Source organism: Bacillus sp. XF8 (assembly GCF_017498755.1).
GTDB lineage: Bacteria > Bacillota > Bacilli > Bacillales > Bacillaceae_G > Bacillus_A > Bacillus_A bingmayongensis.
The window spans coordinates 78,937-105,468 of the sequence record NZ_JAGDQK010000002.1 but is presented as its reverse complement, the minus strand read 5'-3'; the positions used below and the strand labels follow the sequence as shown (position 1 = coordinate 105,468).

The following is a 26,532-nucleotide window of genomic DNA, read 5'->3' as shown; positions in this document are numbered from 1 at the left end:
ACCCCTTTTATGAAATGATAAGTTCTTGTTTTTCGATATGTTCAATTACATTCGGTAAATCTTGCATCGTTTCTATCGTAAAGTGAGCCCCATTCTCAATGAAACGCTTACGAACCACTTCCATTTTTTCTCGAAGCTCTACTGGATCCATATTTTCAACTTCCTCTTCAGTTAAACCCAGTTCACTGCTACCAAGAATAACACCAACTGTCCACATTCCTGCATTTTTACCTTCCTTCATATCTGACACTGTGTCTCCAACCTTAATCATATGATTCATTGGATATACCCCAAGCTGCATTGCATTCTTATAACACATCCACGGATACGGACGACCAGCCGGAACCTCATCTGGTGTAACAAGAAAATCCGGCTCATATCCTTGCTCTTTTGCTTCTTTTGCAACAATATCCATCATTTCTCTTGTATACCCTGTTGTGGAACCAATTTTAATACCCTGTTCACGTAAATGTGAAATCACATCTTTCACTCCATGAATTGGAGTGGCATAACGCGGTAAAAGAGAAAAGAGAATTTCTTCAAACTCTTCATACATTTCCTGAATATCTGTCTTCGTTGGTAATTGTCCAAAAACTCGCTTCCATTCTTCTCTAATACGAGGCATTTCTGTTAATGCGCGAACATGATCAATTTTTAGTAACCCCATTGGTTTACGTGCTTCTTCGGCTGTAATGACAACACCGCGTTTATGAAAGATTTCCATAAAGACTTCTAATGGTGCAAAACAGCCATAATCAACTGTCGTACCAGCCCAATCAAAAATAATCGCTTCAATTTTCATCCTTCCATCACCCTTCTTATCTTTTTTGCCATAATGATGTTCGATTACGAACAGCTTTTGTTCCCCATTCATACAGGACTCTAACTACAATATTCGTTACAACAATGAGCACACTCATCGCTGCTGCCGGCGCAACATTTCCAGCATCATCCATATTCACAATTGAAACAGCTGCCAATTTAAAATCAGCTGCATATAAGAAGACAACTGCCGATACAGTTACCATTGAATTCACAAAATAGTACATCACCATTTCTAAAATCGCTGGTAGACACATCGGTACCGTCACCCGAAAGAATGTTTTATAAAATGGAATTCCCATCGATTGCGAAACAAGCTCAAATTCTCGGTCCAATTTCTTTAACGCAGTCGTTGCTGTAACAAATGTTACGGAATAAAAGTGAATAATATTCACAAGTACAAGAACCGCGATTGTACCATACAAAGGATGGAATGGATTTGTTATTTCCCATCCCCAAAATTGAATCGTAGGTTGACTAAAGAAAAAGACATAGCCTAGTCCAAGTACTAATCCTGGAATAGCAAGTGGGACAATAGAGAAAAAGTAACCCACTTTTCTAAAGAATTCTAGTTGTTGAGTCTTTTCAATGGCATATGCAAAAACAAATGTTAGGATTGCTCCAATAATTGCTGTGATTGCTGAAACAATGACACTATTTTTAAACGCTGCAATTCCATCTCCTGTTAAACTTGAGAAGTTGAAGTGCTCAAGTGTAAATGTCATATTATATGGCCATACTTTTACACTTGCTGCAACACCAACTGCAACAAATAAAAGAATGATCATGAGTGTAATGATAGTGCAATATACAAATGAAATCGCATCTCTTTTTTTATTAGTAGAAATTCGATATGGCACTGCTTTTGAAGATAAAAAATTCGCTTGTTTCCTTTGGGTAATCCGGTCCACTGCAAATGCAAATATAGCTGGAATTAACAAAATCATTCCGACCGTCGCACCCATTGGCATATTTTGTTGTCCAATTACTTGCTTGTATACATCTGTTGCAAGCACATTATATTGGCCACCTACAATTTTCGGCGCCCCAAAATCAGTAAAACTAAGTGTAAATACTACAAACATTGCGCTGATTAGCCCGTATTTCACACCAGGTAATGTAACGGTGAAAAATTGTTTTACTTTTCCTGCCCCTAGCATATTGGATGCTTCATATAGACGATAATCTGAACCTTGAAAAGCAATTAATAAAATGAGAAATGCTTGCGGAAACGTATAAATAACTTCAGCAATTGTAATTCCAACAGGTCCATACAACGGAATGTGTAATCCTTCAAATAGACCAAATAGCCCCTTTGTTACTAATCCTTGATTACCAAATAAGTATGTGAGTGCAATACCGTGCATCATCGTTGGTGCAAATAACGGTAATAGTGCTATATACTGAAACAGACGTTTACCAAAAACATTCGTACGCGCAATTGCGTATGCATAAGCGAACGCTAATGTAACTGAAATAATGGTCGTAAGTCCTGAAATCCATACAGTATTCTGCAACGACTGAACAAGGGTTGGTGTTGTAAAATATTTGCTAAAGTTTGCAACACCAACGAAAGCACCGTCTTTATCATAGAAAGCTTGTGTAAACAGTTGCAGTAGTGGCAATACAAGCATTACAAGAAATGCAAGAAGCATACTGACAACTAACAACCTTTGTATCCACTCTTCTTTCCCAATACTTCTCTTAATTGTTCTTCTAGAAGCTTCTGTTTTATAGTTTTCTAACATTTCCATCTATACAATGACCTTCTTTCCATATGACAGCATATGATTTTCTGAAAATGAAATTTGAAGTGGTTTTCCTTTTCGAATACAATTTTGCTCTGCCACCGATGCTAATATATCCACAACAATTCGCTCATTATATAGATGTGTCTTCTCTTCTACTACACGTACTTCCGTTCGATATACAGATCCACGAAACTCCATATTTTCTACAACTGTTTTCATTCCATTATTTTGTACAATCATTACGTGTTCTGGACGAATTGCTTGTTTCCTGTCATTCTCCGAAAAGAAATTAATAGAACCAATAAAATCTGCAACAAACGGATTCGCTGGCTTTTGATAAATCTCCTCTGGTGTTCCAATCTGCATAATCTCCGCATGATTCATGACAACAATTTTATCAGCCATCGTTAATGCCTCTTCTTGATCATGCGTCACCATAACGGTTGTAACTCCTACTTTTTCTTGTAACTCACGCATTTCTCTACGTAATTTCTCGCGCACCTTTGCATCGAGTGCAGAAAGTGGCTCATCAAGCAATAGAATATCAGGAGACAGCGCGAGCGCGCGTGCAAGCGCTACTCGCTGCTGTTGTCCCCCAGACATTTGAGCAGGATATTTATCTTTCACATTCAACAAATCAACAAGCTCTAATGCTTCTATTGCTTTCTCTTTTACTTCCGCTTTTGAGTATCGCTTCGTTTTCAATCCATATTCAATATTTTCAAGTGCTGTTAAATTGGGGAATAATGCATACGATTGAAAGACCATTCCTAAATTTCGTTTTCCAGGTGGCAATGCTGTAATATCTTTTCCATTAACAGCTATACTTCCTGCTGTTGGCTCTTCTAAACCGGCCAAAATACGAAGTAGCGTCGTTTTACCACAACCACTTGGACCTAGTAAACAAACAAACTCATTTTTTTTCACTGTAAAAGAAATATCTTTTAACGCTGTAAACGCATCAAACTGTTTTTGAATATGTTGAATTGATAAATATTCGCTCATTTTTCTCTCTCCCACTTACTTTTTCGGTTCTGCTTTTTGACCAAACTCTTTTTCCCAACGCTCTAAAATTTTATCGCGGTTTTCAGCTGCCCATTTAAAATCATTATTTTTATATAACTTTTCTGTCACATCTTTTGGGAAACCATCTGGAAGTTTATAATCATTTTTAATCGTCGCAAATCCATTTTTCTCAAAATATAACTTCATAACATCATCTGTGATTGCCCAATCTAAAAACGCTTTAGCAATCTTATCGTTTTTCGCATTATCTTTCTTAATTAACGCATTAGCTTCTACTTCCCAGCCCAACCCTTCTTTTGGAAGAGCAACTTCAATTGGTGCACCTTTTTGTTTTTCTTTTAAACCGCTATAAATCATAGATACTCCAACTGGATATTCTCCAGCACCTGCTAATTTTGCTGGTTTTGATCCAGAGTGAGTGTAAGTTGCGATATTGTCATGAAGTTTCTTCATGTAATCCCACCCTTTATCTTCACCCATAATTTGCAGCCATGCAGATACTGTTAAAAATCCTGTTCCAGAAGAAGCTGGATGCGGCATAACGATTGTTCCTTTATATTCTGGTTTTGTTAAATCTTCATATGATGTTGGCGTCGGTAAGTTTTTCTTTTTGAGCTCTTCTTTATTAATAGCAATCCCTGTCATAAACGCCGTATTTCCAACCCATTTCTCAGGCTTTTTATCATCTTTAAACTGCGGAAGTACACGATCTACACCTTTTGGAGAATATTCTTTTAACATTTCTTTCTTTTCTAGAGCTAAAAGACTAGAAGCTGCTGTTCCCCATACAACATCTGCTTGTGTATTTTTTCCTTCCGCTAACAATTTCGCTGTAATAACCCCAGTTGAATCACGAACAATATTTAATTTCACATCTGGGTATTTCTTTTTAAAGGAATCAAGATAAATAGGTACAAGTTCTTCTTCAATTGCTGTATAAACTGTTAATGATCCGGATAATTTGTCATCTTCTACTTTCGCCCCAGCAGTTTCTTCTTTCTTGGCACCACACCCCATTAATAAAGAAAATACTACCCCGGTTGCTACAGCTTTAAAGAATGTTTTTTTCACTGTTTCTCTCTCCTTTTATTTTTCTTATGTACAACTCCAATATAAACGCCAAGTGTAAAAGCAGTATTAAACCAACATTAATCTTTTGTTTGTTGTTTGTTTTTGTGTAATACGTTGCTACTTCAATGTTTTTTCATGTTTTTCTCCCACTAAAAAACAGAAAATTTACAAATAATTAAAAAAAGGTTAAAAATCCCACAAAAAAATGAGGCGTTTGTAAAAACGCCTCATTTTTGCTTACCCTTTTTTGAATTACGATTTGCATATTTCGCTGGATTTTCATTTTCATACTCTACCGCAAATTCCGCATCTGGCAGGCTTTCTTTTGGGGTTTTATTATGATTCATTGCCGCATGTTGCTTTACTTTTCGTTTTACCATTTATAATACCCTCTCTCACTGTAATGACATATCACTTTCTATATTAGTTTGAGAAAACATTCGAAAATTATTGATGGGAAGTGTTAACAAGTACAAAGTAATATATATAGGGAAACATTATATATGAACAAGGAATTGATACTTCCTACTCTAATAAAGAAGGAACGATTATTTTGAAGAAAAAACAACAAATTGATTCACCTATTTTAGAAGAAACACTTCCGCATCAGATGAATTTTCCTTCCTTTAAAGGTACAGGAAAACAAATGCAACAACCTTTTATCAATCAATATGATGTTGTAATTGGAGATAGTAACTACAATTCAAAAAATAGCCCACTTAACAATTGGAGTGATGAAGTTGATCCAGCCATCATGGCTGGTGAGGAATGGATTCATCCAACAAATGATATCGGATGGATTTCAGAAGAAAATCAAGAATTATTACAGAACAAAGCTGATAGAGCTGAAGATTCATTTATGCACCCTCAATTTGGCATTAACGATTAAAAAACCATTCTACCTTCATAGGTAGAATGGTTTTCATGTTATCCAATAATAATTCTCTCTTTTGGATATTTATAGCGAGGTGGTTGTTCTCTTCCACCACTTGCCAAAATGAATGTTAAGATACCAACACGACCAATAAACATAAGAACAATTAATACAAGCTTTCCGATTGTACTTAAATCAGAAGTGATACCTGTTGATAGTCCAGTCGTTCCAAATGCAGAACATACTTCAACAATTAAACTCATTAATGGTACATTTTCAGTCATTGACAAAATAAATAATGCAGAAGCACATAATAAAATCCCCATCGTCATAACAACAGACGCTTTTAAAATATCTTCTTCATGTAATTGCCGCTTAAAGACACGTACCGTTCTACCACCTTTTGCAAACGTATATAGGGAAAGAATATTTACAGCAAACGTCGTCGTACGTATCCCTCCCCCAACTGAGCTTGGAGAAGCACCAATAAACATTAAAACACTCATAAATAAAAGCGTTGGCTGTGACAATTCCCTTATATCCATTGTTGCTAATCCACCACTTCTCGTTGTAACGGATTGAAATAGCGTATAAAATACTGTTTCATGCCAAGATTTTCCTAATAAAAATTGATTTCGCTCCAATAAAAAAATAACGATTGTTCCAACAATAACAAGCGAGAAAAATGTCGTTGTTGTCAGTTTTGTAAATAATGAAAAACGAAACAATTGATGTTTTTTCTTGCTCAAATATTGTTTCACTTCCATTAATACAGGAAATCCAATTGCTCCTAAAATAATAAGTAGCATATGGATAATTTGTACAATATAGTCATTTTTATATGGAATAAGCGACTGGCCTGTTAAGTCAAATCCACCATTCGTCGTCGCACTAACAGCGGCAAAAAAACCATGAAAATACGCTTCTTGCCAAGTTGGAAAATAGAGTAAAAACCTTGTACCTAAGAGGAGTGCTCCAATCGCTTCTATTGAAACAATCAAAATTAAAATAGACCGCATGAGCTCAACAAGACCTGACAAATTCCCCTGGTTATGGTCTGCCATAATTAACCTTCTTCGCTGCAAGCCAATTTTTTTCCCTGTTAACATCCAAACAAATGTACCAAGTGCCATAATTCCTAAACCGCCTAATTGTAATACAAGCGCTAAAATAATAATGCCTGCCGTATTAAACGTATCTGGAATAGAAACCACTGAAAGCCCTGTAACACTCACGGCACTAACAGATGTAAATAACGCATCTATAAATGTCCACTTTACACCTGGTTTAATGAAAAATGGGAAACTTAATAAAATTACCGAAACAATTACTGCTATAAAATAAAACAAAACAATAAGCTGCACCGGACGTAACTTTTGTAAAAACTTTTTTATATCTCTCATTCCATCACTTCGCTACCTTTTTTCTATCGATTAAACAAAGAAAAATCACCTTTCCCTTTATTTGTAAATAAATGTTGAAATAGCTTTGCAAATACCATTCCATAGACCGTTCCATTTCCCCCATAAGGTAATGCATAGTACAAATTAGGGATTTTACTATCTTCTTTAAAAATAGGCAAACCATCATGACTTCCCCCAAATGTAGCAGCCCAATAATATTCAGCTCTTACATTTGAAAGATTTGGAAACATCTCTTGTATAATTTTAGTAAGCACCTCTCGTTTATGCAATAACTTTGTATCACCAAATTTCTGAAATTGCATTGCTTCATCCAATCCACCTACAATAATTCGATTCTTATATGTACGAAAATATAAATATGGCCGAGCAGTTTCCCAAATTAATGATTGTTCGTGCCATCCATTAAAATGCTCTTGCTCATTTGTAACAATGGCATAAGAAGTTGTTACCGTTGTATTCGCTTCCTTTTTCCCAAAGAGTGTTTCATATCCTGTAGCCATAATCACTGATTTCGCTACAATTTTCTGACCTATTTTTGTGTAGGAAACCAAATCTTTTTGAACAGATTTAATATGCATAACCTCTGTATTTTCGAAAATAGAAGCCCCTAGTTGGTTTGCTTTATGTATAAGTCCATGTGCTAACAGATACGGATTTACTTCTGCATCTCCCCCTGTATATAATGCCGCCGGTTTTGTAAATGAATAGCGCTTCTTAATATCAGATTCTGTAAAATACTCAACAGGAAATCCATAACGTTGCAATGTACGGTATTCCTCTTGAAGAAATGAAATATCTTCACTTTTACTTGCATAATATAGGCTTCTTTTCGGAATAAAATAGGGGTCAATATCTAGCATTGGAATAACTTGTTCCAATGTTCGCAGTGCCTCATAACAAAGTCCATAAGCTCGTACTGCTTTTTCTTCTCCAAATGTATGAATCATAGAATTTAATGATTTATCATGAGCAAATTGGAGTATTCCTGTATTCGCAAGTGTGCTCCCATTTGCAATTTTTCGTTTATCTATCAATATAACCTTCATTCCTAACAACGTTAAAAAATATGCAATATGAGCACCCGTTTCACCGCTCCCCACAATCAACACATCACATATCATATCATTTTCTAGTAGCGGATAACAAGGCATACAAGCTTCTTCATGCCAAAACAAATTCCCAAATGTTAGTTTCATAATCCTACCTCTAAAGTTGAATTTCCTCCTATTTTTCATCATTTCAAAAAAAAAATTCCAACTAGCTTACACTAGTTGGAATTCCTATAAAAGGCGCTTGGTCCATCCATTATAAAATGCGACTTTAATTAGTTCCACGAATAGTAGAACAAATCTTATCACCAATCACTGCTTCACTTCAATTAGAGCGTTCTTCAAGCCAATTTCCAACTGTAGGATACGTTTGTTTTACAGCCGTTCCGCCATATACAACTGACATATGTCCTGTCGGTAGGCACACATACTGTTTATCTGTACTAGAAATATGATCAAGTAACGCCTCTACTTGGCATGGCAGTGCAATATGGTCACGTTTTGCAGAAATATTTAAGACATTTGCCTTAATGTTTTCAAGTTTCACTTTTTGTCCTCGAATTACAAGCTCACCTTTAACCAATTTATTACCTTGATAAAAATCGCGAATCCACTGTCGATATGATTCACCTGGGAATGGAATACCATCTCCAACCCATTTTTGAATCAGCTTCCAGCTTTCAACAAAACGCTCATTTTCTGAGCGGTCAAGTAACGCAACATACGGACCAACAAAGTTTGTAATCGGTTTTAACATTTTATTTCCAAAATCAATCATTTCTGGTGGGATATTTCCGAATGTATCTACCGCTTTATCTAAGTTAAAATACTTTTCATCTAATAATGGACCATATAATCCTGTTTCAGAGAAATCAAATGGACTTGTCATAAAAATTAAATTCCGAATCGGCATATGCGGGTGAAGTGCTGCATAAATGGATGTTAGCGTTCCCCCCATGCAGTAACCAAGTAAAGAAATCTCGTCCGATTTTGCAGTTCGCATTACCTTTTTAACTGCTTTTGCAATATAGTCGAACACGAAATCATCAAATTTCAAATGACTGTCTTCTAACCCAAATGTACCCCAATCAAGCATATACACATCAAAACCACGATCTACTAAATATTCCACCAAGCTATTTCCTGGTGTTAAATCCATAATATATGGTTTATTAATTAGCGCATAGATTAATAAAATTGGAACCGAATGTGTTTTTTCCTGCTTTGGAATGTAACGATACAGCTTCGTTTTATTTTTAGTCCAAATAACCTCTTTTGGAGTTAAACCTACTTGTGGCTCTGGTTCACGCAGTAAAACCTCACTCGCTCTTTTAAAACGACGATATGCTTTTCGGTATTCTTCTGGGTATAGTTCTAATTGCTTTTCCCATTCTGTTACGAATGTAGTCATTTTCCTATCTCCTTTTTGATTGATTTCCTTCTTCAAGAAAGAAGTGCACTCCTGCTATGGATATGCACTTTCTCCTTCCTTCATTACATATATAATCCGCCGTTAATATTTAACTGTTGACCAGTGATATACGCTCCATCACGGCACAGGTATACAACACCCTTTGCAATTTCATCTGCTTGACCAAAACGCTTCTTTGGAATCTTAGAAACGATTTTTTGACGAACATCTTCTGGTACTTCTGCTACCATTTCTGTATCGATGAATCCTGGGCAAATCGCATTTACTGTTACATTTGTTTTCGCAAGTTCTAGCGCTAATGATTTTGTAAACCCTAACATACCAGCTTTTGCTGCCGAATAGTTTGTTTGACCAAATCCACCAGCTTGCCCAATAATAGAGGAAATACTAATGATTCTTCCCTCCTCTGATTCTGTTATGTAAGGAAGTGCAGCACTTGTTGTATTAAACACACTACTTAAATTCACGTCGATTACGCGATCCCAGTCTTCACGATTCAACTTTTTGAAAGTACGATCTCTTGTAATACCAGCATTATTGACAAGAATATCTACCTTACCAAAATGATTCACAGCTTCATCTACAAGGCGCTTCGCATCTTCTAACTTAGAAACATCTGCCTGAACTGCATATACATCATGACCCTCTGTTCCTAATTCATTCACTAAATTTTCAGCCGCTTCTTTACTGCTATTATAGTTAATAACAACCTTTGCTCCTTCTTTTGCTAACGCTACTGTAATCGCTTTACCAATTCCTTTTGCTCCACCTGTTACGATTGCTACTTTACCATTTAATTGAGTCATTTCTTTTCCCCCTTTAATGAATTTGTGAACGATAATGAATGAAATTGGCACTTGTATAAAAAGTCCCATATATAGATTTTTTCGCCGTTTATCCTGTCTCAAAAAGAGGTTCTCCCTACCCTTTTGGTGACATTTAAACAAAGGCGCTTCTTCATCACTTTTTATTTTCTGGTTTCACTGGTGCTTTCGCCGCTTCTTTCACGGGTTCCTGTAACTTTGCTAACACTTCATTTTGTTTTTCAAGTAATTCTAAAATCTTGTCTACCTTATTTTCCAATGTATGAATATCTTGTTTCACTTTTGTTACGTCGCGTTTTAACGTAGGAGATTGTCCTAGAGATTCTGCTTTTTCTTCCAAAAACTCCTCGATGTTATCAACTTTATTTTCTAAGTTAATAACAAGCGTAGCTACTCTTGCTATATCTTCTTGGGTTGGCATGTTCACTTTTTCTAAATATCCCTTTGTTGCATCATTTAACATCTTCTGATAAAACAAATTCAAATCTAGAACGCTTCCCATCCAAGCAGAATACTCTTCTGTTTTGATTGTTTCATTGAGCGCTTTTCCCCAAAATGTTTCGGTCTGTTCATAAGCTTCTTTCCATGCTTGTAGTGGATCGAATTTTTGATCAATCACTTCTCCTACACTCCTTTATTCGTTTTTGAAACAATTCAACCTATTCACTATTTTCTAATATTCTGAATAAAACTTCAAGTCTGTATTTTATTTTTTTCTATATTCCAACAAATGTATTGACATTAAAAACAGATAGGTGTAAATTGCACTTATAAGCAAAAAATTCCATCTAACTGATTCATGAGGTGATGTACAATCATGCTACATAATGAACCAGGCCAACAAGAAAGTTTGGAAAAAAACCAAGCGAAACAACCAAACTCCATGCCAAAAAACTTCTTAGTTCCCTTCTTACTTCTCTGTCTAAAAGACTGGAGTCTTCACGGTTACAAACTGATTCAAATGCTAATGGATATCGGCTTTTCTTCTGTTGATCAAGGTAATGTTTATAGAACATTACGCAAGTTAGAAAAAGAAAACCTTATTTCTTCTACTTGGGATACAAGTGAAGGAGGGCCAGCAAAGCGAATTTATTCTTTAACAGAATATGGAGAGCAATATTTAGCAACATGCGCGACCTCTTTTGAACATTATCAAAATATGCTGCGGACGTTTTTCACGTTATACACCAACGCATTCTTTCCATTTTCTAATTCTCCAGAAAAGGATGAGAAAAACTCTTCATCTTCACCTGGTGGTACAGCAGAATAATCTGCGTTCACAATATGCAAAAAAACATTTGGAGGTCAAACCATGGAAACTAAACCATACGAACTTGTCGATGCATTTTGGAAAAATTGGTCACATTCTCTTTCCCTTTTCTCTTCAGCAGGAAAACAATTAGAACAACTTACTTTAGAAACATTAAAACAACAACAGGATGCTTTGCATAAATTAACAGCAGGAGTAGATGAACTGGAAAAAGAGCTACAACAATTCACTGCCCAATTTAATAGTCAATATACAGAATACGTGAAGCAATTCACAGGTAACTCCTTAAATGAACAAATTAACGAATGGAATGAAAAATGGAACGAACTTTCTAATCATATTCATCAACTTACTGTGTCTCCAACAAAAACATCTTTGTCACTTCTTACTCAAACGAGCGGCCAGTTTGAAGAAACAACAAAACAATTCATTGAACAACAACAAATCCAACGTGATGAGGTTCAAAAACAACTGGAAGGTTTTTTGGAAGAATTCAAATCTACACAACTGGAACTCGTAAAAAAGTTCGAGGAAAATTCAAAAAATCTATTTACTTCCATCAAGTAAGGAAAATGTGGCAGCTTACCGCAGAACAAACTAGACTCTTTCTTCCTCCCATTACATCAAGATGGCTTACATTTTTCAATATGGAAAAGAAGGAGGAAAAAATGAATCCATTTCAAGAAGCGCAGTCTGTTCAAGAGCTTCATTATGATGAGATTCAAGTTGGCGATCAAGCATCCTTAACAACAACGATTACTGATGAAGACATTATCACTTTTGCAAAACTGACTGGGGATGTAAATCCAATTCATATTCTAGACTCTTTTGCAAAAACAACAATGTTTAAAGAAAGAATTGCACACGGTATGCTTGTTTCAGGATTTATTTCTACCGTTCTTGGAACAAAATTACCAGGAAAAAATACAATTTATTTATCACAAAATGTATCATTTCGTGCACCTGTAAAAATTGGTGACACCTTACGCGTAGTCGCAGAAGTTGTCAAAAAACGTGATGATAAAAAAATTATTACGTTGCAAACAAATGTATATAATCAATTGAATGACATAGTTGTCGAAGGTACAGCAACAATACTGAAAAAAGAGTAGCACATTTGCTACTCTTTTTTCGTATCCAAGAACTTCTAATCTCACCGATTACTTCCGTGTATGGCCAAACATATAACACATACACTAACAATACCAGTTTATACAGTGAGCACACCCCTTCACTGCTCATTAAAAACAAATAAACCGGAATATAAATTAGGATGTGTTATTAATGGTAAAAACAAATAAATTACTTGTTCCTGGTGCTGAGCAAGCATTGGAACAATTTAAATATGAAATTGCTCAAGAATTCGGTGTAAGCTTAGGTTCTAATACAGCATCTCGTTCTAACGGATCTGTCGGTGGCGAAGTAACAAAACGTCTCGTTTCCTTAGCACAACAGCAATTACGTGGATAACCCTATAAACAATGGCTTCAGGAGGCAGATACATTCTGCCTCCTTTCCTTTTCAACATATAACCTCCTCTTTTTTCACATACTATAAACAGCAAATAACAAAGAAAGGTGTACACTATGAAACGTATTAACATCGGAATGAGCCCGCCCCGCGTGCTTATTTTATCTTTTGTCATATTATCTATTGTGGGGACATGCCTATTAAAACTTCCCATCGCTACTACAACTTCAATATCTTGGCTTGATGCCTTATTTACAACTGTTTCTGCATTTACGGTTACAGGATTAGGGGTTGTCGACACTGGAAAAATATTCACATTGTTTGGTCAACTTGTTATTTTAACACTCATTCAAGTTGGTGGTCTTGGAATTATGAGTTTTGCCGTACTGATCGCAATTATGCTCGGAAGAAAAATTGGTCTCCAAAACCGTATTTTATTACAACAAGCACTAAACCAAACAAATATCGGTGGAATCATCCGTCTCGCAAAATCATTATTTCTATTTTCTTTTACTATTGAATGTTTTGCTACCCTTCTTCTTGCTTTTGAATGGATTCCAAAATACGGTGTTTCCAGTGGATTATATTATAGTTTTTTTCACGCGATTTCGGCATTTAACAATGCTGGATTTTCTATTTGGACTGATAACTTAATGTCACAATCTCATAGTATACTCGTCAACATAGTGATTTCTTCTCTCATTATTTTAGGTGGAATTGGTTTCACAGTCATAGTGGATATAAAGAAAAAACGAAACTTTAAGAACCTTACGTTACACTCTAAACTTATGATCTCGTTTACTCTTATTGTAAATGTAGCTGCTACAATTTTAATTTTTATATTTGAATTCCATAATCCAATTTCCATGAAAGGATTTACACCGTTTGAAGAAGGACTAGCAGCCTATTTCCAAGCTGTTTCCACACGTACAGCTGGATTTAATACTGTAGACATAGCACAACTAACAAAACCATCACTTTTACTAATGATGTTACTCATGTTCATCGGCGCTGGTAGTGCTTCAACAGGCGGAGGCATTAAATTAACAACCTTTTTAATTGTGTTATTAGGAGTACTTAAATTTTTGCAAGAGCAAGATGATATTGTCATCTTTAAAAAATCAATCAAAGATGGTTTGATTGTAAAATCACTTGCCATTGTAGTCATTTCAATCTCATTTATTTTCTTCGCTATATTAATTTTAAGTATCACCGAACAAGTTCCCCTCTTAATGAGTGCCTTTGAAGTATTTTCGGCATTTGGGACTGTTGGTCTGAGTATGGGACTTACCCCTAAACTTACAATAATCGGGAAGCTAACCATTATATTTATGATGTTTTTTGGAAAAATGGGCCCTTTAACATTAGCGTTTACTTTTGCACGTAAAAAACAAAGAAAGGTAAAATATCCGAACGAAGACATTTTAACAGGTTGACAAACATTTACAACATCCATATAATGAAAATACAATAGCATATTTCCAAAGGGGAGTAGCGTCCAAGAATTTATTCTTGGAAACAAAGTCGTCATTACGTAGAACCTAGTTCTTCCGGCTTTGTTGGCATTTTCATTACATATGTCTAGCAAGACCTTTGCCTATCAACGGCAGAGGTCTTTTTTATATTCATTTCCAGTTCCTTACATCGTTGATAGGTTGGAGTATGGGGAAACTAAACAGTGGGGAAAACCTCTTCACTTGTTTAGGATTTATATAAATGAGAGGAGAATGTACATGGATGTATCATTATTATTGGAGTATGGTTGGGTATTATTAATTTTAGTTGCACTGGAAGGAATTTTAGCAGCTGATAATGCGCTAGTTCTTGCAATCATGGTAAAACATTTACCAGAAGAAAAACGAAAAAAAGCATTGTTTTACGGATTAGCAGGAGCTTTCGTCTTCCGTTTTGGATCATTGTTTATGATTTCTTTCTTAGTCGACGTATGGCAAGTGCAAGCAATAGGTGCGATTTACTTAATGTTTATCGCCGGTAACCATTTATTCAAAACTTACGTTAAAAAGAATACACATGAGGAATCTGAAGAGCAAGAAACAAAGAAAAAACAAGAAAACTTTTGGTGGACAGTATTTAAAGTTGAAGTTGCTGATATTGCGTTTGCTGTTGATTCTATTTTAGCAGCTGTTGCATTAGCGATGACTTTACCAAAAACAGGTCTTGGTACAATTGGTAGCCTTGATACAGGACAATTCCTTGTTATTTTTGCAGGCGGTATGATTGGATTGATTATTATGCGATTTGCTGCATCTGCTTTCGTACAAATATTAAAACGTAAACCAGGTTTAGAAACTGCTGCTTTCTTAATCGTTGGTTGGGTTGGTGTTAAATTAGCTGTTTACACATTGGCTCACCCTGCTTTAGGCGTTATTCCACACGGTTTTCCAGAGTCTACTCCATGGAAATTAGGCTTCTGGATTGTATTAATCGGAATCGCAGCTGGCGGTTGGTTTTTATCAAAAGATACAAATGTCCAAACTACACAAAAGAATTTGGATGAAAAAGCGCTGTAAAAACAGCGCTTTTTTCATTTATCTCACATTAACTATGTCTCTCAAAAAATAGATGGATAACAACAAATCCATTAGACATCTTTTTTAGATAAAACTTCCCTTCCCCTATACTTTTACAAACATAAAATATTATACCACATTTTGTTAGCGCTTTCATTTTAAGGTATGTCCTTTTTGTGAAACATTGCACAAACTTATTGAAACTAAAAGTAAATACGTGTACCTTATTCATATGAGGAGTATTTACAGACAATGTACTAAAGGAGCGTATTACTTATGCTAGAACAAGGATTAGCTTACGTTGTACAACTTGCGCAGAAGAAGAAAAAAATGCTGGATGCAAATCCAATGCAATACTTCATTCGCGCTGCACTAGCTGGCATCTATATCGGTTTTATTATTGTATTATGTTTTAAACTAGGTAACTTTTTTCATATCGCAAATTCACCCGGAACATATTTAACAGCTTCGATGTTTTTTGGTATTGCCCTTATATTAATTATATATGGCGGAGCTGAATTATTTACAGGAAATACAATGTATTTTACAGTTGCAACTTTACGAAGAGAAACAACAATTGTCGATACACTTCGCAATTGGGGTGCTTGTTATGCAGGTAATTTAGCAGGTGCAATATTTTTTGCATTGCTATTTTATGCAACTGGTATTTTTGAAACAATTGATCATGAACATTTAATGAGTAAAGTCGTTGAAATAAAAATGGGAACACCAACAGTGCAATTATTTTTCAAAGCGATTTTATGTAACTGGCTCGTGTGTCTTGCATGTTTCCTTCCTTCTCAAGTAAAGGGAGATACAGCAAAAATACTTATTATGATGTTTCTTGTCTTTACTTTCTTCTTATCTGGTTATGAACATAGCATTGCAAACTTATCATTATTTGCACTATCTTTATTATCACCACATCCTGATACAATTTCTTTCGCTGGTGCTATCCATAACTTAATTCCGGTTACAATCGGTAACATTATTGGTGGCTCCGTATTCGTTGGTATGGTATATCACTATATAACAAAAAATAATCCAGAACCTAAAATGGCAGAAGATAACGCAGAATCGGTTCAGCCAGAAGAGATCATTCCTTTACAAGCACATATGAAACATTAAGAAAAAAGTTCCAAGGGTTTCCTTGGAACTTTTTTAACTTCCCGTACATTTTACTTGTATATTTCGGGAAATATCTCCCGCTTCCTTTCCCTTATTTACCCCGCATTAACGTGCAGTAAGACCTCCACCTCAAAATTCAATGAGAGCAAAGAAGTTAGGTGGAGGATCAACTGCACGTAAAAGCCCGATTGGTTCAACTAATAATCAGTAGGGGATGAAGCTCCCTACTGATTAAAGTTTCACTTTATCCGCTCTAACATGTACTGCATACCAATTGAATCATTTGTATGTAGATGAATTTCCTGTACGTAAAGACCTTCCGTGCAAAAAATTTCTAAAAAATCCAAACCACTTTTCTGACGCCATCCCATATTATAATCAAGAGATAGGATACTCACATCATAGTCTCTAACAATTTTGACAGCATCTTCTACCGTTGTTACTAAAACATAACCGAATGGACAAGGTCTTTGATCATCCATATACACGTTCATCCTCTACCTCTCCTTTTACTCCAAATATATCATAACCAAATAACAGACTGTTCCAAGTGCAATAAACGGTCCAAATGGCAATGGTTGCCTGGATGTAATACGCTTTAATAACATGCCAATTCCTAAAAAACAAAGGCCTAAACTAGAAGCAAAGCAAAGCGCAATAAAGATTGCTTTCGCCCCTATTATAAATCCAAGCAATGAAAGTAATTTCACATCGCCTCCTCCTAGTCCATTCGGAAATATGATTTGAGCGAGATATAACACAATAAATATCGTTACTCCACCGATCAAGCCGTCCCACCAAGGAACGAGTGAAATAAAAATACGTTCTATTATAAATAAACAAGCAAAATAGAGTAAAATCACATCTGGAATCAACATATAGAATAAATCTGTCATTGTAATAATAATGAGTAAAGAAAGTAACGTCCATATAAGAATTAGTTCTTTCTCCATTCCAATCACACACGCAGAAAAAAGAAATGTTCCCCCTGTTATTCCCTCAAACAATATATAAGTAAAGGGGATTTTCATTTTACAATGATTGCATCGACCTCTTTGCAAACAAAACGAAATAATTGGAATAAGTTCTTTTAGCCTTAGCGTACGGCGACAATAGTGACAATAAGAACGCGGGGCAATAATGGATTGTCCAATCGGAATACGCACGGCGACAACCGTATAAAAAGAACCAAGCACCGTTCCTATTAAAAAAGCATATAAATAAAATGTCATACCACCCTCTCCTTTCCTCAAAAAATATAGCAAAAAGAGCGCGGTACTTCCATTTCACATTATCTTTGTTCTAATAAAAAAGCAGGCCATTTCTTAGCCTGCTTTTCTCCATTTTACACTACAAAATAATATGCTTTTAAAGGTCCATGTACACCTACAACAAGATTCATTTCAATATCAGCTGAGTTACTTGGTCCCGTAATGAAGTTAATACAAGATGCTACTGCTTCTCCATTCTCTACACGCGTATTCATATCCTGAACCGCTTGTGTAATACGTGGAACAAGGGTTTCACGCGGTATAATAGCAAAGTATACAGTAGGTAGGAAATGTAAAGAACGCCCTTGTCCTTTATGACTTTGCACGACAATCGTTCCCGATTCTGCTAACGTATAATCACTAAATGCAATACCGATATTTGCTTTTTCAGCTAAGCGAATATTTTCTTCTTTTTTCTCTGGATCCCAAGCGTTTACCTCAACATTTTGGCTCGGAAGCTCTGTAGAAAATAAAGAGTTCAAACCGTACGTATTAAAACGTTCGTCCTTCGATAATAAAATAGGTCCGCCACCGTTTTCAGCAATTACTTTTTGAATGGCTGTACTCAGTTCATCCTTTGTCGTTTCAATTACAGTCGTATGAATGTTCGTACACTGTTTCTTAAATACCTCTAGCAATTCTTCCTCTGAATAATCTTTCAACGTTTCTAGGTTTACATTATTTTTCCAAGTGGGACGCTGCACTCCTTCTGTTTTACGTGCACGCCCGAGTTCTTTAGCAATATTCTCTAAAAAGGAATCACGGTTTTGAATTGTCCCTGTCATCAGTCGTTCCCGCCTTTCTTATGATCTTTATACCAATCACGGAATCTTTCCTTACTTGGAGCTGGAAACTCACGAATATCCGTCCAGTTTTTCAGCGGTCCTACACCCTTCGTTACACGATTACCAGATGTAAATGGACTCATAGCAGTCGGAGCAATTTTTGATCCCATTTTATATAAAGATGCGGAAGACGCACCCATACTAAACATCTTCATTGCTAATTTTTCTGCAAGCGGTGCGCGTCCTTCTTTCTCAACAATGACCTGGCGATGTTTTAATAACAAGTCATGTAATGGAATTTTTACTGGACAAGCTTCTGTACATGCTCCGCATAAACTAGAAGCATATGGAAGCTCTTTATAATCGTCATAGCCACCTAAAAGTGGTGTTAATACTGCTCCAATTGGACCAGAATAGATTGATCCATAAGAATGACCACCAACATGACGATATACAGGACATACGTTTACACAAGCTGCACAGCGAATACATTGCAACACTTGACGGAATTCAGAACCTAAAATTGTAGAACGTCCATTATCAACAACAACTAGATGGAATTCTTCTGGTCCATCTACTTCCTCTTGCTGAATTGGTCCTGCTACCGTTACATAACTTGTTAATTTTTGACCAACCGCACTGCGGCATAGTAAACCTACAAGAACATCTAGTTCTTCCATAGTTGGAACCATACGTTCCATACCCATTACTGCAATTTGTGTTTTTGGAATAGACATAACAAGGTCAGCATTTCCTTCGTTTGTGACTAAACAAAGAGAACCTGTATTTGCAACTGCGAAGTTACATCCCGTTACCCCAATTTCAGCATCCATAAATTTTTCACGAAGTTGTTTACGAACAAACTTTGTCATTTCATATGGATCATCAGAATTTTCATACCCAAGCTTTTCTTTAAATACATCACGAATTTGAGTTCTGTTTTTATGAAGTGCTGGTGCGATGATATGAGATGGTGGATCGTTATCCACTTGTAAAATGTACTCACCTAGGTCACTCTCCAGCACCTCACAACCTATTTCTTCAAGCGCATGGTTCATACTAATTTCTTCCGTTACCATCGACTTTGATTTCACAACTTTTTTAGCTTGCTTCTTTTTCGCTACTTCTTGAATGTACTGAGCTGCTTCTTCTTTCGTTTTCGCAAAGAAAACATGTCCGCCTCTTTTAGATACATTTTCACTCAGTTGCATTAAATAGTAGTCTAGGTTTTCTAACGTATGCTGGCGAATTTGTTCACCAAGTTCACGCCACTCTTCCCAGTTTCCTAATTCATCGGCTGCTTTTAATCGATTTGTATATAAACGCGTTTGTGCAGAAGATACTGCACCGCGCATAAATGAATCTTGAATTCCATCGCCAACGCGATCATTAAATTTTTTCTCACTGATTTTCATAGACATAGCTTATGTTCCCCCTTCATGAGCGACTATTCAATACCTCAGCAATATGCATAACTTTTACTTCTTTACCTAAGCGCTCAATACGTCCGCCAATGTTTAACAAACACCCACAGTCAGCACCAATTAAATAATCAGCACCTGTTTCCATCACGCTATCTACCTTTTCATCAACCATTTGCTCAGAGATTGGTGTCATTTTAACTGAAAACGTTCCCCCAAAACCGCAACAATTTTGTACGTTTGGTAATTCTTTTACAGTTAATCCTTTTACATTCGATAGTAAAATCCCTGGTGCTTCTTTTACTCCTAGCAAACGTGTCATATGACAAGATTTGTGAACAGTCGCTATTCCTTCTAAGCTAGCTCCAACATCTGTAATTTTTAACACATCTACAATAAATTGTGTTAATTCATATGTTTTATCTGCCACTTTTTGTGCACGCGGTGCCCATTTTGGGTCATCTTTAAAAACGTGTGGATACTCATGAAACATTGTCGCACAAGAACCAGATGGTGTAACGATATATTCTGCATCTTCGAAAGTTTCAATCATATGTTTCATCGCTTCTTTTGCTGCTTCTACATGACCGCTATTATAAGCTGGTTGTCCGCAGCAAACTTGAGCTTCTGGAAATTCAATTTCACAACCTAAATGCTCCAACAATTCAACCGTTGCTTTACCGACGTTTGTTTCAAACATATCGACTAAACAAGTAACAAACAAAGTAACTTTCATAATTATGATTCCCCCTCATTACAACTTCGCCAACAATCATATGGTCATCAGATGACTTAACGGAAAGAAGAAGCTAGGCATAACCAATTCTGCCTGATCCTCCCTTTCTAAAAGAAAACGCTTACCTAATCTTTCTCTATTTTATCAGAAAAATGAAATTTTGAAAGATTAAATCATGAATTTATATCTTGTCTACCTGTGACAATATGTTCTACATTTGTTAAATGATTTAGCATTGCTTGCTGTGCCAATTCTACATCTTGCTCCAATACCGCATCATAAATAGATTGATGCTCTTCTAAAAGTCGTTCTGCTGTCGTTTGTTCACCATATAAAATAATGCGTCTTGACTCACCAATCGTCTCAGCAATCATTTCCGAAACATGATTCATAAGTTCGAGTAAGATGTTATTATGCGAAGACTCTGCAATCCCCATATGAAAATGAAAATCCGCTTTTTCACCAGCTTTTTCATCTCCAATACTCTTTGCCATTTCATCTAACCAATGCTTCATATTTTGTAAATTATCTTCCGTACGCTTTGCTGCAGCTGCTCGAACTGCCCCCACTTCAAGCACTTTTCGTACTTCTAATAAATTTAAAATATCTTCCTTCCTCATTAACAACGTATTATTTAACGATTTTGTTAATGCTGAAGAGTCGAAGTTCTTCACATATGTCCCTTCTCCTTGTTTCATTTCAATTAAGCCCATTGCTCGCAAAGCACTCAGCGCTTCGCGAACTGCAGATCTGCCAACTTGAAACTGCTCAGCTAATTGGTGAACAGGAAGAAGTTTGTCACCAGGTTTTAACGTACCATTTTTAATCATTGTTAAAATGGCTTCAGATACCTCTTCGTAAATTTTTTTCGGTTTAATAGATTTGTATTCCAGTTAAATCACCTCAGTATCATCCAAACAACAATTAAAACGATTTATAAGAACATAGCATCCATACCTATTTTAGAACGAATTGGTAAGAAGTACAAATGTTTTGTTCATAAAATCGTCAAATTTTTGCTATATGGAGGGAATTAATGGTTTTAATTACCATTATTAGACCATATCTGGTTTTTCCACCTGTATTACAGCCTTCCCTCTGAAAAAGAAGAAGCATGCTTTAAGACTAAAACATGCTTCCTTCTTCATTTATATGTAACTTTATTATAATTGTTGTTCCATTTCCCTTTTCACTTTTCACTTGCCATTCTCCATCATGAATATGCACAATTTGTTTTACAATCGCAAGTCCCAGCCCTGTACCACCATGCTGACGACTTCGAGCTTTATCTACCCGATAAAATCGCTCGCCAAGCTGCTCTAAATGCTCAGCATCAATACCAATTCCCGTATCCTTTATTCTCAATTCACACTGCCTATCTGTTTTCTTCAATTGTATAGAAATGTTGCCATTTTGATTTGTATAACGAATAGCATTATCTAACAAGTTATGAAGCACTTGTTGCATTCGATCTTCATCAATCATTACAATAATGTCTGGATCAAGATCCGTTGAAATACGCAGTTGTTTCTCTGTACATTTCAATTCGTATGTTTCAAGCACATCTTCAATGAGCTGTGCAAATACAATTGGTTGTTTCTTTAATGGAAAATGCTCTCCTTCCAGCTGCGCTAGGTCTAACAAATCGTGCACAAGCCGCTGCATGCGCCCCGCTTCTTTATGGATAAGCTGCGTAAATTTCGATTGCTGTTGTCCCTTTGCTACACCATCTAAAATCGCTTCACTATACCCCTTAATATAACTAAGTGGCGTCCGAAGTTCATGCGAAACATTCGCTAAAAATTCCTTTCGTTTTGCATCTTCAGTCTCCAATGAAGTTGCCATTTTGTTAAACGCTTTACCTAGACGACCAATTTCATCCTCAGATGAAATTGTAATACGCTCAGAAAAATCTCCTGTCGCCATATGATTTGCAACTCGTTCCATTTGTGAAAGCGGCTTTGTAATTGCAATAATAATTTTTCGGCCAATCCATATTGTAAGCAAAATCATAACGAAAGCTAACGGAGCTAAAATAAGTCCCATATCATAGATTAAATCTTTAATACTCTTTAATGGAATATATGAGTACACAATCCCAACTAACTTCTTGCCTTCTAAAACAGGAATGACAACTCCCATAATATTACGATGAAAATGTTCTTCATATCCAACCTTCGTAACTGTTTTTCCATCCAACAATGTTTGTCTATCACTCTCACTAATAAGAGAATGATGATGTACATCAAAAGGCAAACAAGCACTTAAATCACGCGGATTGCTCACAAAAAGTACATCCGCAGTCGAGATACGATCAAATGTCTGAACTTTCTCCTCAAATACTGATACCCCTTCATGTTTGCTATATTGTGATACGAGTCGTTTCCCTTCTATCACTAATGAGTCTTCGATATTTTGAACATATAACTTTTCATATGAATATAAGGACACGAAATAAAGAAAAGAAACTGTTACACATACTGCACATACCACCGTAAGCCAAAGCTTTTGTACCATCGTAAACATGTTACACCTCAAATTTATAACCTACACCCCAAACTGTTTGAATGTAGTTTCCGCTTTCTCCAAGTTTTAAACGCATCGTTTTCACATGTGTATCTACCGTTCTCGTACTTCCTGCATAATCATATCCCCATACTTTTTCAAGTAGTTGCTCACGGCTAAATACTTGTCCATTATGCCCGCAAAGAAAATACAGTAAATCAAACTCTTTTACCGTAAGGGAGATTGTCTCACCGTTTGTCTCAATTTTCCTGCTTTTTTCATTGATTCGGATTGGACCAAATTGAAGCTCTTCTTGTTGTTCTTCTTGCTTTGTATATCTTCTTAATACAGCTTCCATACGAGCGATGAGTTCTCCAGGGCTAAACGGCTTCACAATATAATCGTCTGCACCAATTCGTAAGCCATTGACGCGGTTCCATTCTTCACCTTTTGCTGTTAAAAAAATAATCGGTACATCGGATGTCTTTCGAATTTCTTTACAGACTGAAATTCCATCCATCTCTGGCATCATAATATCTAAAATGACAAAATCGTAATGATTTATTTCTAACATATGTAGGGCATCTTTTCCATTCTCTGCTTCTCCCCACTCATATCCAAAATTATCTAAATACATGCCAACAAGCTGTCTCATATCACTTTCATCATCTACAAGTAATACTTTATATTTGTTCATTTCTCTCTCCCTTCTCGCTGCGTGAGTTGAAATGGTCCCTTTCCAACTGCAATCGTTTGTTTTATTTTCATATTCTGTATATCAATTACATACACTTCATTACTATCATAACTTGCCACATAACCTTCTTTTCCACTTTTCAAGAAAGCAAACGGATTGGATCCTACTTCAATTGCTCCTACTTCTTGATAAGTGTGAGCATCAAACTTTCTAAGCATATTTGATCCATGACTTAAAGCATACATAAATCGTTTATCACCTGAAATACTAACTGGCATAAATGGTGCATGTAAGGAACGGACCATCTCTCCATTACTTAATGAATAAACTAAAACTTTCTCATTCACTTGCTTTCCATCACCATGTCCACCAATCCATATCTCCTTACCATCAGCGCTGACCATGGCCCCAGTTGATGCTGGTGGTACCATAAAAGAGTGTATAACTTTCTTTTTCTCTAAATCGATTGTAGATAGCTGCGTGTCATAAAAATTTAATACATGTAACTGTTTATCATTCTGCACCATCGTTAACGGACCTTTCCCTACAGAAACACTGCCTGTCTCTTCTCCATTTATCGTAAAGAATCGTACTTTCTGTTCATTTTGATCGGCCATAAACAATTGTTTTCCATCATTTGCTACGATGACATTCGTAATTCCTTTTCCTGTCTTCCATTTGTTCACTTGGTTTCCTTCTGTTAACGAGTATATATATGCATATTCTAACTGCTTACCATATACAACCATGTCTTCCCCACTTGGAAGTAGCGCGATTCCTGTAATCGGTTCTTTTAATTCCCATGTTGTTAATATCTTTTTCGATTTTTCATCAATAAAACTAACGCTACCTTCTTTAATATTTGTCGTTATGATGATACTTTTATTTTTAGCAATTGGTGTATATGAATTACCTTGACACCCTGCTAACAGAACCAAAAAACATAGAAGAAAAAAGTATTTCTTCAAAAGATTCCCTCCATCTTTAGATGATTTCGTTATAACTGTAAAATAGCAAATATTTGTGAAGAAAATGTGAAATCTTCCTATCTTAATAAAGTGAAATTTTAATCAGCGGGGGATTTTCTTCATCTCCACTGATTATTAGCCTCATCTAACATCTTTGCCTATGCTATATTTTAAGGTGAGGGTCTTACTGCCCACGAATAGCGGAGTAAAACTACATATATACTGTACAACAAATAGAAATAGAGGTGTGCAAATTATGCTTTTTCCCGATTTAGCCAACAAAATTGTCCGCGAAGTTCGAAGGCTAATTACCGAAAATATTATAATTATTGATATACAAGGTACGATTATCGCTAGCACAGATGCTACGCGAATCGGACTATTTCACGAAGGTGCCCTTCGCTGTGCGAAAGAAAAGAAAACGGTCATTATTACGAAAGAAGATGAGCGATATTTACAAGGAGTAAAAGCAGGAGTGAATCTGCCCCTCCTATTCCATGATGAAGTAATTGGTGTTATCGGTATTACGGGTGAACCCGAGAATATTTCGCAATACGGAGAAATATTACGAAAAATGACCGAATTATTAATTCATGAAAATTACTTTTTAGAACAACTAGAACTAGAGCAACGTTCATATGAAGCTTTTGTTTTTGACTGGTTACAAAGCAATGATTGGTCTCCTAGTTTTCTTGATCGCGCAAAGACACTCGGTATTGATTTACATAAGAAAAAGCAACTTATTTTATTTTCATTTGATCAAGATGACACGATGCTACAGCGCAAAATTTGGCAGCATATGCGTAACTTATTAGCTAAAGAGGAACTATTTGTACGCTGGGGAAATGACCGTTTTATACTATTTACAGCAATGGAAACAAAGAAAAGAACTTTTCAATTTTTAAAGAAATTAAAACAAGATTGCGAATCCTTATTTCCGATTACACTATATATTGGTATCGGACAAACTGTCATGCCAAATAAAATGCGTGTATCATACGAACAGGCATTGCGTGCCCTTTCGGTGGCCTTTGAAACGAAGGGTATTATATTTAATGAAGATTTACGTTTAGAAATGTGTTTACAAGATATTACTGCTGAAACTCGTGAAGAATTTCTTCAACGCACCATTTACAGTTTGCTGCCTGCAACTGAACTCATGCAAACACTGCGCTTATTTATCGATCATAATCAATCCTATAAACAAACAGCAGAAATGTTACACATTCATATTAATACATTACATTACAGACTTAAAAAAATAGAAGATTATACAGGACTCGATCCAAAACAATTTAAAGATTTAATTATTTTATACTTCGCACTTCTTTTATTAGATAATCATACAAAAAAAGATAGTAAAACCAATTAATCTTCAGTTAATTATACATAGAAAGAAATCCCCTACTTTTTTATGATTATAATGAAAACACTGTTACAACGTGTATATTCTTATTTTCTTACTATCAGTAAATAT

At 35.9% G+C, this 26,532-nt stretch carries 28 protein-coding genes and 1 riboswitch; of the genes, 9 read left to right on the top strand and 19 right to left on the bottom strand.

From position 1 onward, the window contains the following. Nucleotides 1-7: 7 nt before the first annotated feature. The 5 genes from phnX to J4P91_RS00935 all read right to left on the bottom strand — a co-directional run bounded on the left by phnX (nt 8) and on the right by J4P91_RS00935 (nt 5,050). Nucleotides 8-802, bottom strand: coding sequence for a phosphonoacetaldehyde hydrolase (gene phnX / locus J4P91_RS00955; RefSeq protein ID WP_207992613.1), 795 nt, complete (start codon nt 800-802; stop codon nt 8-10). Between the two features lie 16 nt (nt 803-818). Next, nucleotides 819-2,576, bottom strand: coding sequence for a putative 2-aminoethylphosphonate ABC transporter permease subunit (locus J4P91_RS00950; RefSeq protein WP_207992612.1), 1,758 nt, complete (start codon nt 2,574-2,576; stop codon nt 819-821). Continuing rightward, nucleotides 2,577-3,578, bottom strand: a complete 1,002-nt coding sequence (locus J4P91_RS00945; RefSeq protein WP_207992611.1) for a putative 2-aminoethylphosphonate ABC transporter ATP-binding protein — start codon at nt 3,576-3,578, stop codon at nt 2,577-2,579. It lies immediately after the preceding gene. Nucleotides 3,579-3,593: 15 nt separating this feature from the next. Next, complete coding sequence (locus J4P91_RS00940; protein WP_207992610.1) at nt 3,594-4,670, bottom strand: putative 2-aminoethylphosphonate ABC transporter substrate-binding protein; 1,077 nt, start codon at nt 4,668-4,670, stop codon at nt 3,594-3,596. A 227-nt stretch (nt 4,671-4,897) separates the two neighbouring features. Next, on the bottom strand, nt 4,898-5,050 hold the full coding sequence (locus J4P91_RS00935; RefSeq protein WP_000240797.1) for a hypothetical protein: 153 nt from the start codon (nt 5,048-5,050) through the stop codon (nt 4,898-4,900). A 173-nt stretch (nt 5,051-5,223) separates the two neighbouring features. Here J4P91_RS00935 and J4P91_RS00930 point away from each other — a divergent pair, with 173 nt between their 5' ends. Beyond that, nucleotides 5,224-5,559 carry a DUF3905 domain-containing protein gene (locus J4P91_RS00930; RefSeq protein WP_207992609.1) on the top strand — a complete coding sequence of 112 codons (336 nt, stop codon included), beginning with the start codon at nt 5,224-5,226 and terminating at the stop codon, nt 5,557-5,559. Nucleotides 5,560-5,597: 38 nt separating this feature from the next. Here the strand turns inward: J4P91_RS00930 and J4P91_RS00925 are convergent, their stop codons facing one another. The 5 genes from J4P91_RS00925 to phaR all read right to left on the bottom strand — a co-directional run bounded on the left by J4P91_RS00925 (nt 5,598) and on the right by phaR (nt 10,892). Next, a complete protein-coding gene (locus J4P91_RS00925; RefSeq protein ID WP_017152697.1) occupies nt 5,598-6,947 on the bottom strand; it encodes a TrkH family potassium uptake protein in 1,350 nt (449 codons plus the stop codon). A gap of 23 nt (nt 6,948-6,970) precedes the next feature. Further along, entirely contained in the window at nt 6,971-8,164 is a 1,194-nt protein-coding gene (locus J4P91_RS00920) for an NAD(P)/FAD-dependent oxidoreductase (protein ID WP_207992608.1), read from the bottom strand. A gap of 178 nt (nt 8,165-8,342) precedes the next feature. Then, nucleotides 8,343-9,428 (bottom strand): class III poly(R)-hydroxyalkanoic acid synthase subunit PhaC, encoded by a 1,086-nt coding sequence (phaC, locus tag J4P91_RS00915; protein ID WP_017152699.1) that lies wholly within the window; start codon nt 9,426-9,428, stop codon nt 8,343-8,345. A gap of 83 nt (nt 9,429-9,511) precedes the next feature. Beyond that, nucleotides 9,512-10,255: an acetoacetyl-CoA reductase gene (locus J4P91_RS00910; RefSeq protein ID WP_017152700.1), complete on the bottom strand. Its 744-nt coding sequence runs from the start codon at nt 10,253-10,255 to the stop codon at nt 9,512-9,514. Between the two features lie 154 nt (nt 10,256-10,409). Beyond that, entirely contained in the window at nt 10,410-10,892 is a 483-nt protein-coding gene (phaR, locus tag J4P91_RS00905; protein ID WP_207992607.1) for a polyhydroxyalkanoic acid synthase subunit PhaR, read from the bottom strand. Between the two features lie 198 nt (nt 10,893-11,090). On the opposite strand from phaR, the gene phaQ reads away from it, so the two are divergent. The 7 genes from phaQ to J4P91_RS00870 all read left to right on the top strand — a co-directional run bounded on the left by phaQ (nt 11,091) and on the right by J4P91_RS00870 (nt 16,672). Further along, the gene (gene phaQ, locus J4P91_RS00900) at nt 11,091-11,543 is read left to right on the top strand and encodes a poly-beta-hydroxybutyrate-responsive repressor (protein ID WP_017152702.1); all 453 of its coding nucleotides are present in this window, start codon (nt 11,091-11,093) and stop codon (nt 11,541-11,543) included. A 42-nt stretch (nt 11,544-11,585) separates the two neighbouring features. Beyond that, nucleotides 11,586-12,110 carry a polyhydroxyalkanoic acid inclusion protein PhaP gene (gene phaP, locus J4P91_RS00895; RefSeq protein ID WP_017152703.1) on the top strand — a complete coding sequence of 175 codons (525 nt, stop codon included), beginning with the start codon at nt 11,586-11,588 and terminating at the stop codon, nt 12,108-12,110. Nucleotides 12,111-12,211: 101 nt separating this feature from the next. Continuing rightward, nucleotides 12,212-12,655 (top strand): MaoC family dehydratase, encoded by a 444-nt coding sequence (locus J4P91_RS00890; RefSeq protein ID WP_207992606.1) that lies wholly within the window; start codon nt 12,212-12,214, stop codon nt 12,653-12,655. A gap of 172 nt (nt 12,656-12,827) precedes the next feature. Next, nucleotides 12,828-13,013, top strand: a complete 186-nt coding sequence (locus J4P91_RS00885; RefSeq protein ID WP_000241213.1) for an alpha/beta-type small acid-soluble spore protein — start codon at nt 12,828-12,830, stop codon at nt 13,011-13,013. Nucleotides 13,014-13,129: 116 nt separating this feature from the next. Then, a complete protein-coding gene (locus J4P91_RS00880; RefSeq protein WP_207992605.1) occupies nt 13,130-14,449 on the top strand; it encodes a TrkH family potassium uptake protein in 1,320 nt (439 codons plus the stop codon). A gap of 38 nt (nt 14,450-14,487) precedes the next feature. Further along, nucleotides 14,488-14,662, top strand: a riboswitch (yybP-ykoY riboswitch). Between the two features lie 84 nt (nt 14,663-14,746). Further along, nucleotides 14,747-15,544, top strand: a complete 798-nt coding sequence (locus tag J4P91_RS00875) for a TerC family protein (RefSeq protein ID WP_207992604.1) — start codon at nt 14,747-14,749, stop codon at nt 15,542-15,544. A gap of 276 nt (nt 15,545-15,820) precedes the next feature. Further along, nucleotides 15,821-16,672 carry a formate/nitrite transporter family protein gene (locus J4P91_RS00870; protein ID WP_207992603.1) on the top strand — a complete coding sequence of 284 codons (852 nt, stop codon included), beginning with the start codon at nt 15,821-15,823 and terminating at the stop codon, nt 16,670-16,672. A 239-nt stretch (nt 16,673-16,911) separates the two neighbouring features. On the opposite strand, the gene J4P91_RS00865 is transcribed toward J4P91_RS00870, so the two are convergent. From J4P91_RS00865 to J4P91_RS00825, 9 genes are all read right to left on the bottom strand, one after another. Next, nucleotides 16,912-17,166 (bottom strand): cyclic-phosphate processing receiver domain-containing protein, encoded by a 255-nt coding sequence (locus J4P91_RS00865; protein ID WP_207992602.1) that lies wholly within the window; start codon nt 17,164-17,166, stop codon nt 16,912-16,914. 15 nt (nt 17,167-17,181) lie between these two features. Continuing rightward, complete coding sequence (locus tag J4P91_RS00860) at nt 17,182-17,904, bottom strand: prepilin peptidase (RefSeq protein ID WP_207992601.1); 723 nt, start codon at nt 17,902-17,904, stop codon at nt 17,182-17,184. 113 nt (nt 17,905-18,017) lie between these two features. Beyond that, nucleotides 18,018-18,728 (bottom strand): LutC/YkgG family protein, encoded by a 711-nt coding sequence (locus J4P91_RS00855; RefSeq protein WP_207992600.1) that lies wholly within the window; start codon nt 18,726-18,728, stop codon nt 18,018-18,020. Then, nucleotides 18,728-20,149, bottom strand: coding sequence for a LutB/LldF family L-lactate oxidation iron-sulfur protein (locus J4P91_RS00850; RefSeq protein ID WP_017152711.1), 1,422 nt, complete (start codon nt 20,147-20,149; stop codon nt 18,728-18,730). The genes J4P91_RS00855 and J4P91_RS00850 overlap by 1 nt, the downstream gene beginning before the upstream one ends. Nucleotides 20,150-20,165: 16 nt before the next feature. Next, nucleotides 20,166-20,885 carry a (Fe-S)-binding protein gene (locus J4P91_RS00845; RefSeq protein WP_207992599.1) on the bottom strand — a complete coding sequence of 240 codons (720 nt, stop codon included), beginning with the start codon at nt 20,883-20,885 and terminating at the stop codon, nt 20,166-20,168. A 173-nt stretch (nt 20,886-21,058) separates the two neighbouring features. After that, entirely contained in the window at nt 21,059-21,748 is a 690-nt protein-coding gene (locus tag J4P91_RS00840) for a FadR/GntR family transcriptional regulator (protein ID WP_272942955.1), read from the bottom strand. A gap of 262 nt (nt 21,749-22,010) precedes the next feature. Next, entirely contained in the window at nt 22,011-23,411 is a 1,401-nt protein-coding gene (locus J4P91_RS00835; RefSeq protein ID WP_207992598.1) for a sensor histidine kinase, read from the bottom strand. Nucleotide 23,412: 1 nt separating this feature from the next. Then, nucleotides 23,413-24,087, bottom strand: a complete 675-nt coding sequence (locus J4P91_RS00830) for a response regulator transcription factor (RefSeq protein WP_207992597.1) — start codon at nt 24,085-24,087, stop codon at nt 23,413-23,415. Continuing rightward, a complete protein-coding gene (locus J4P91_RS00825; RefSeq protein WP_207992596.1) occupies nt 24,084-25,055 on the bottom strand; it encodes a YncE family protein in 972 nt (323 codons plus the stop codon). The genes J4P91_RS00830 and J4P91_RS00825 overlap by 4 nt, the downstream gene beginning before the upstream one ends. Before the next feature lie 256 nt (nt 25,056-25,311). On the opposite strand from J4P91_RS00825, the gene J4P91_RS00820 reads away from it, so the two are divergent. After that, the gene (locus tag J4P91_RS00820) at nt 25,312-26,427 is read left to right on the top strand and encodes a CdaR family transcriptional regulator (protein ID WP_207992595.1); all 1,116 of its coding nucleotides are present in this window, start codon (nt 25,312-25,314) and stop codon (nt 26,425-26,427) included. Nucleotides 26,428-26,532 lie beyond the last annotated feature (105 nt).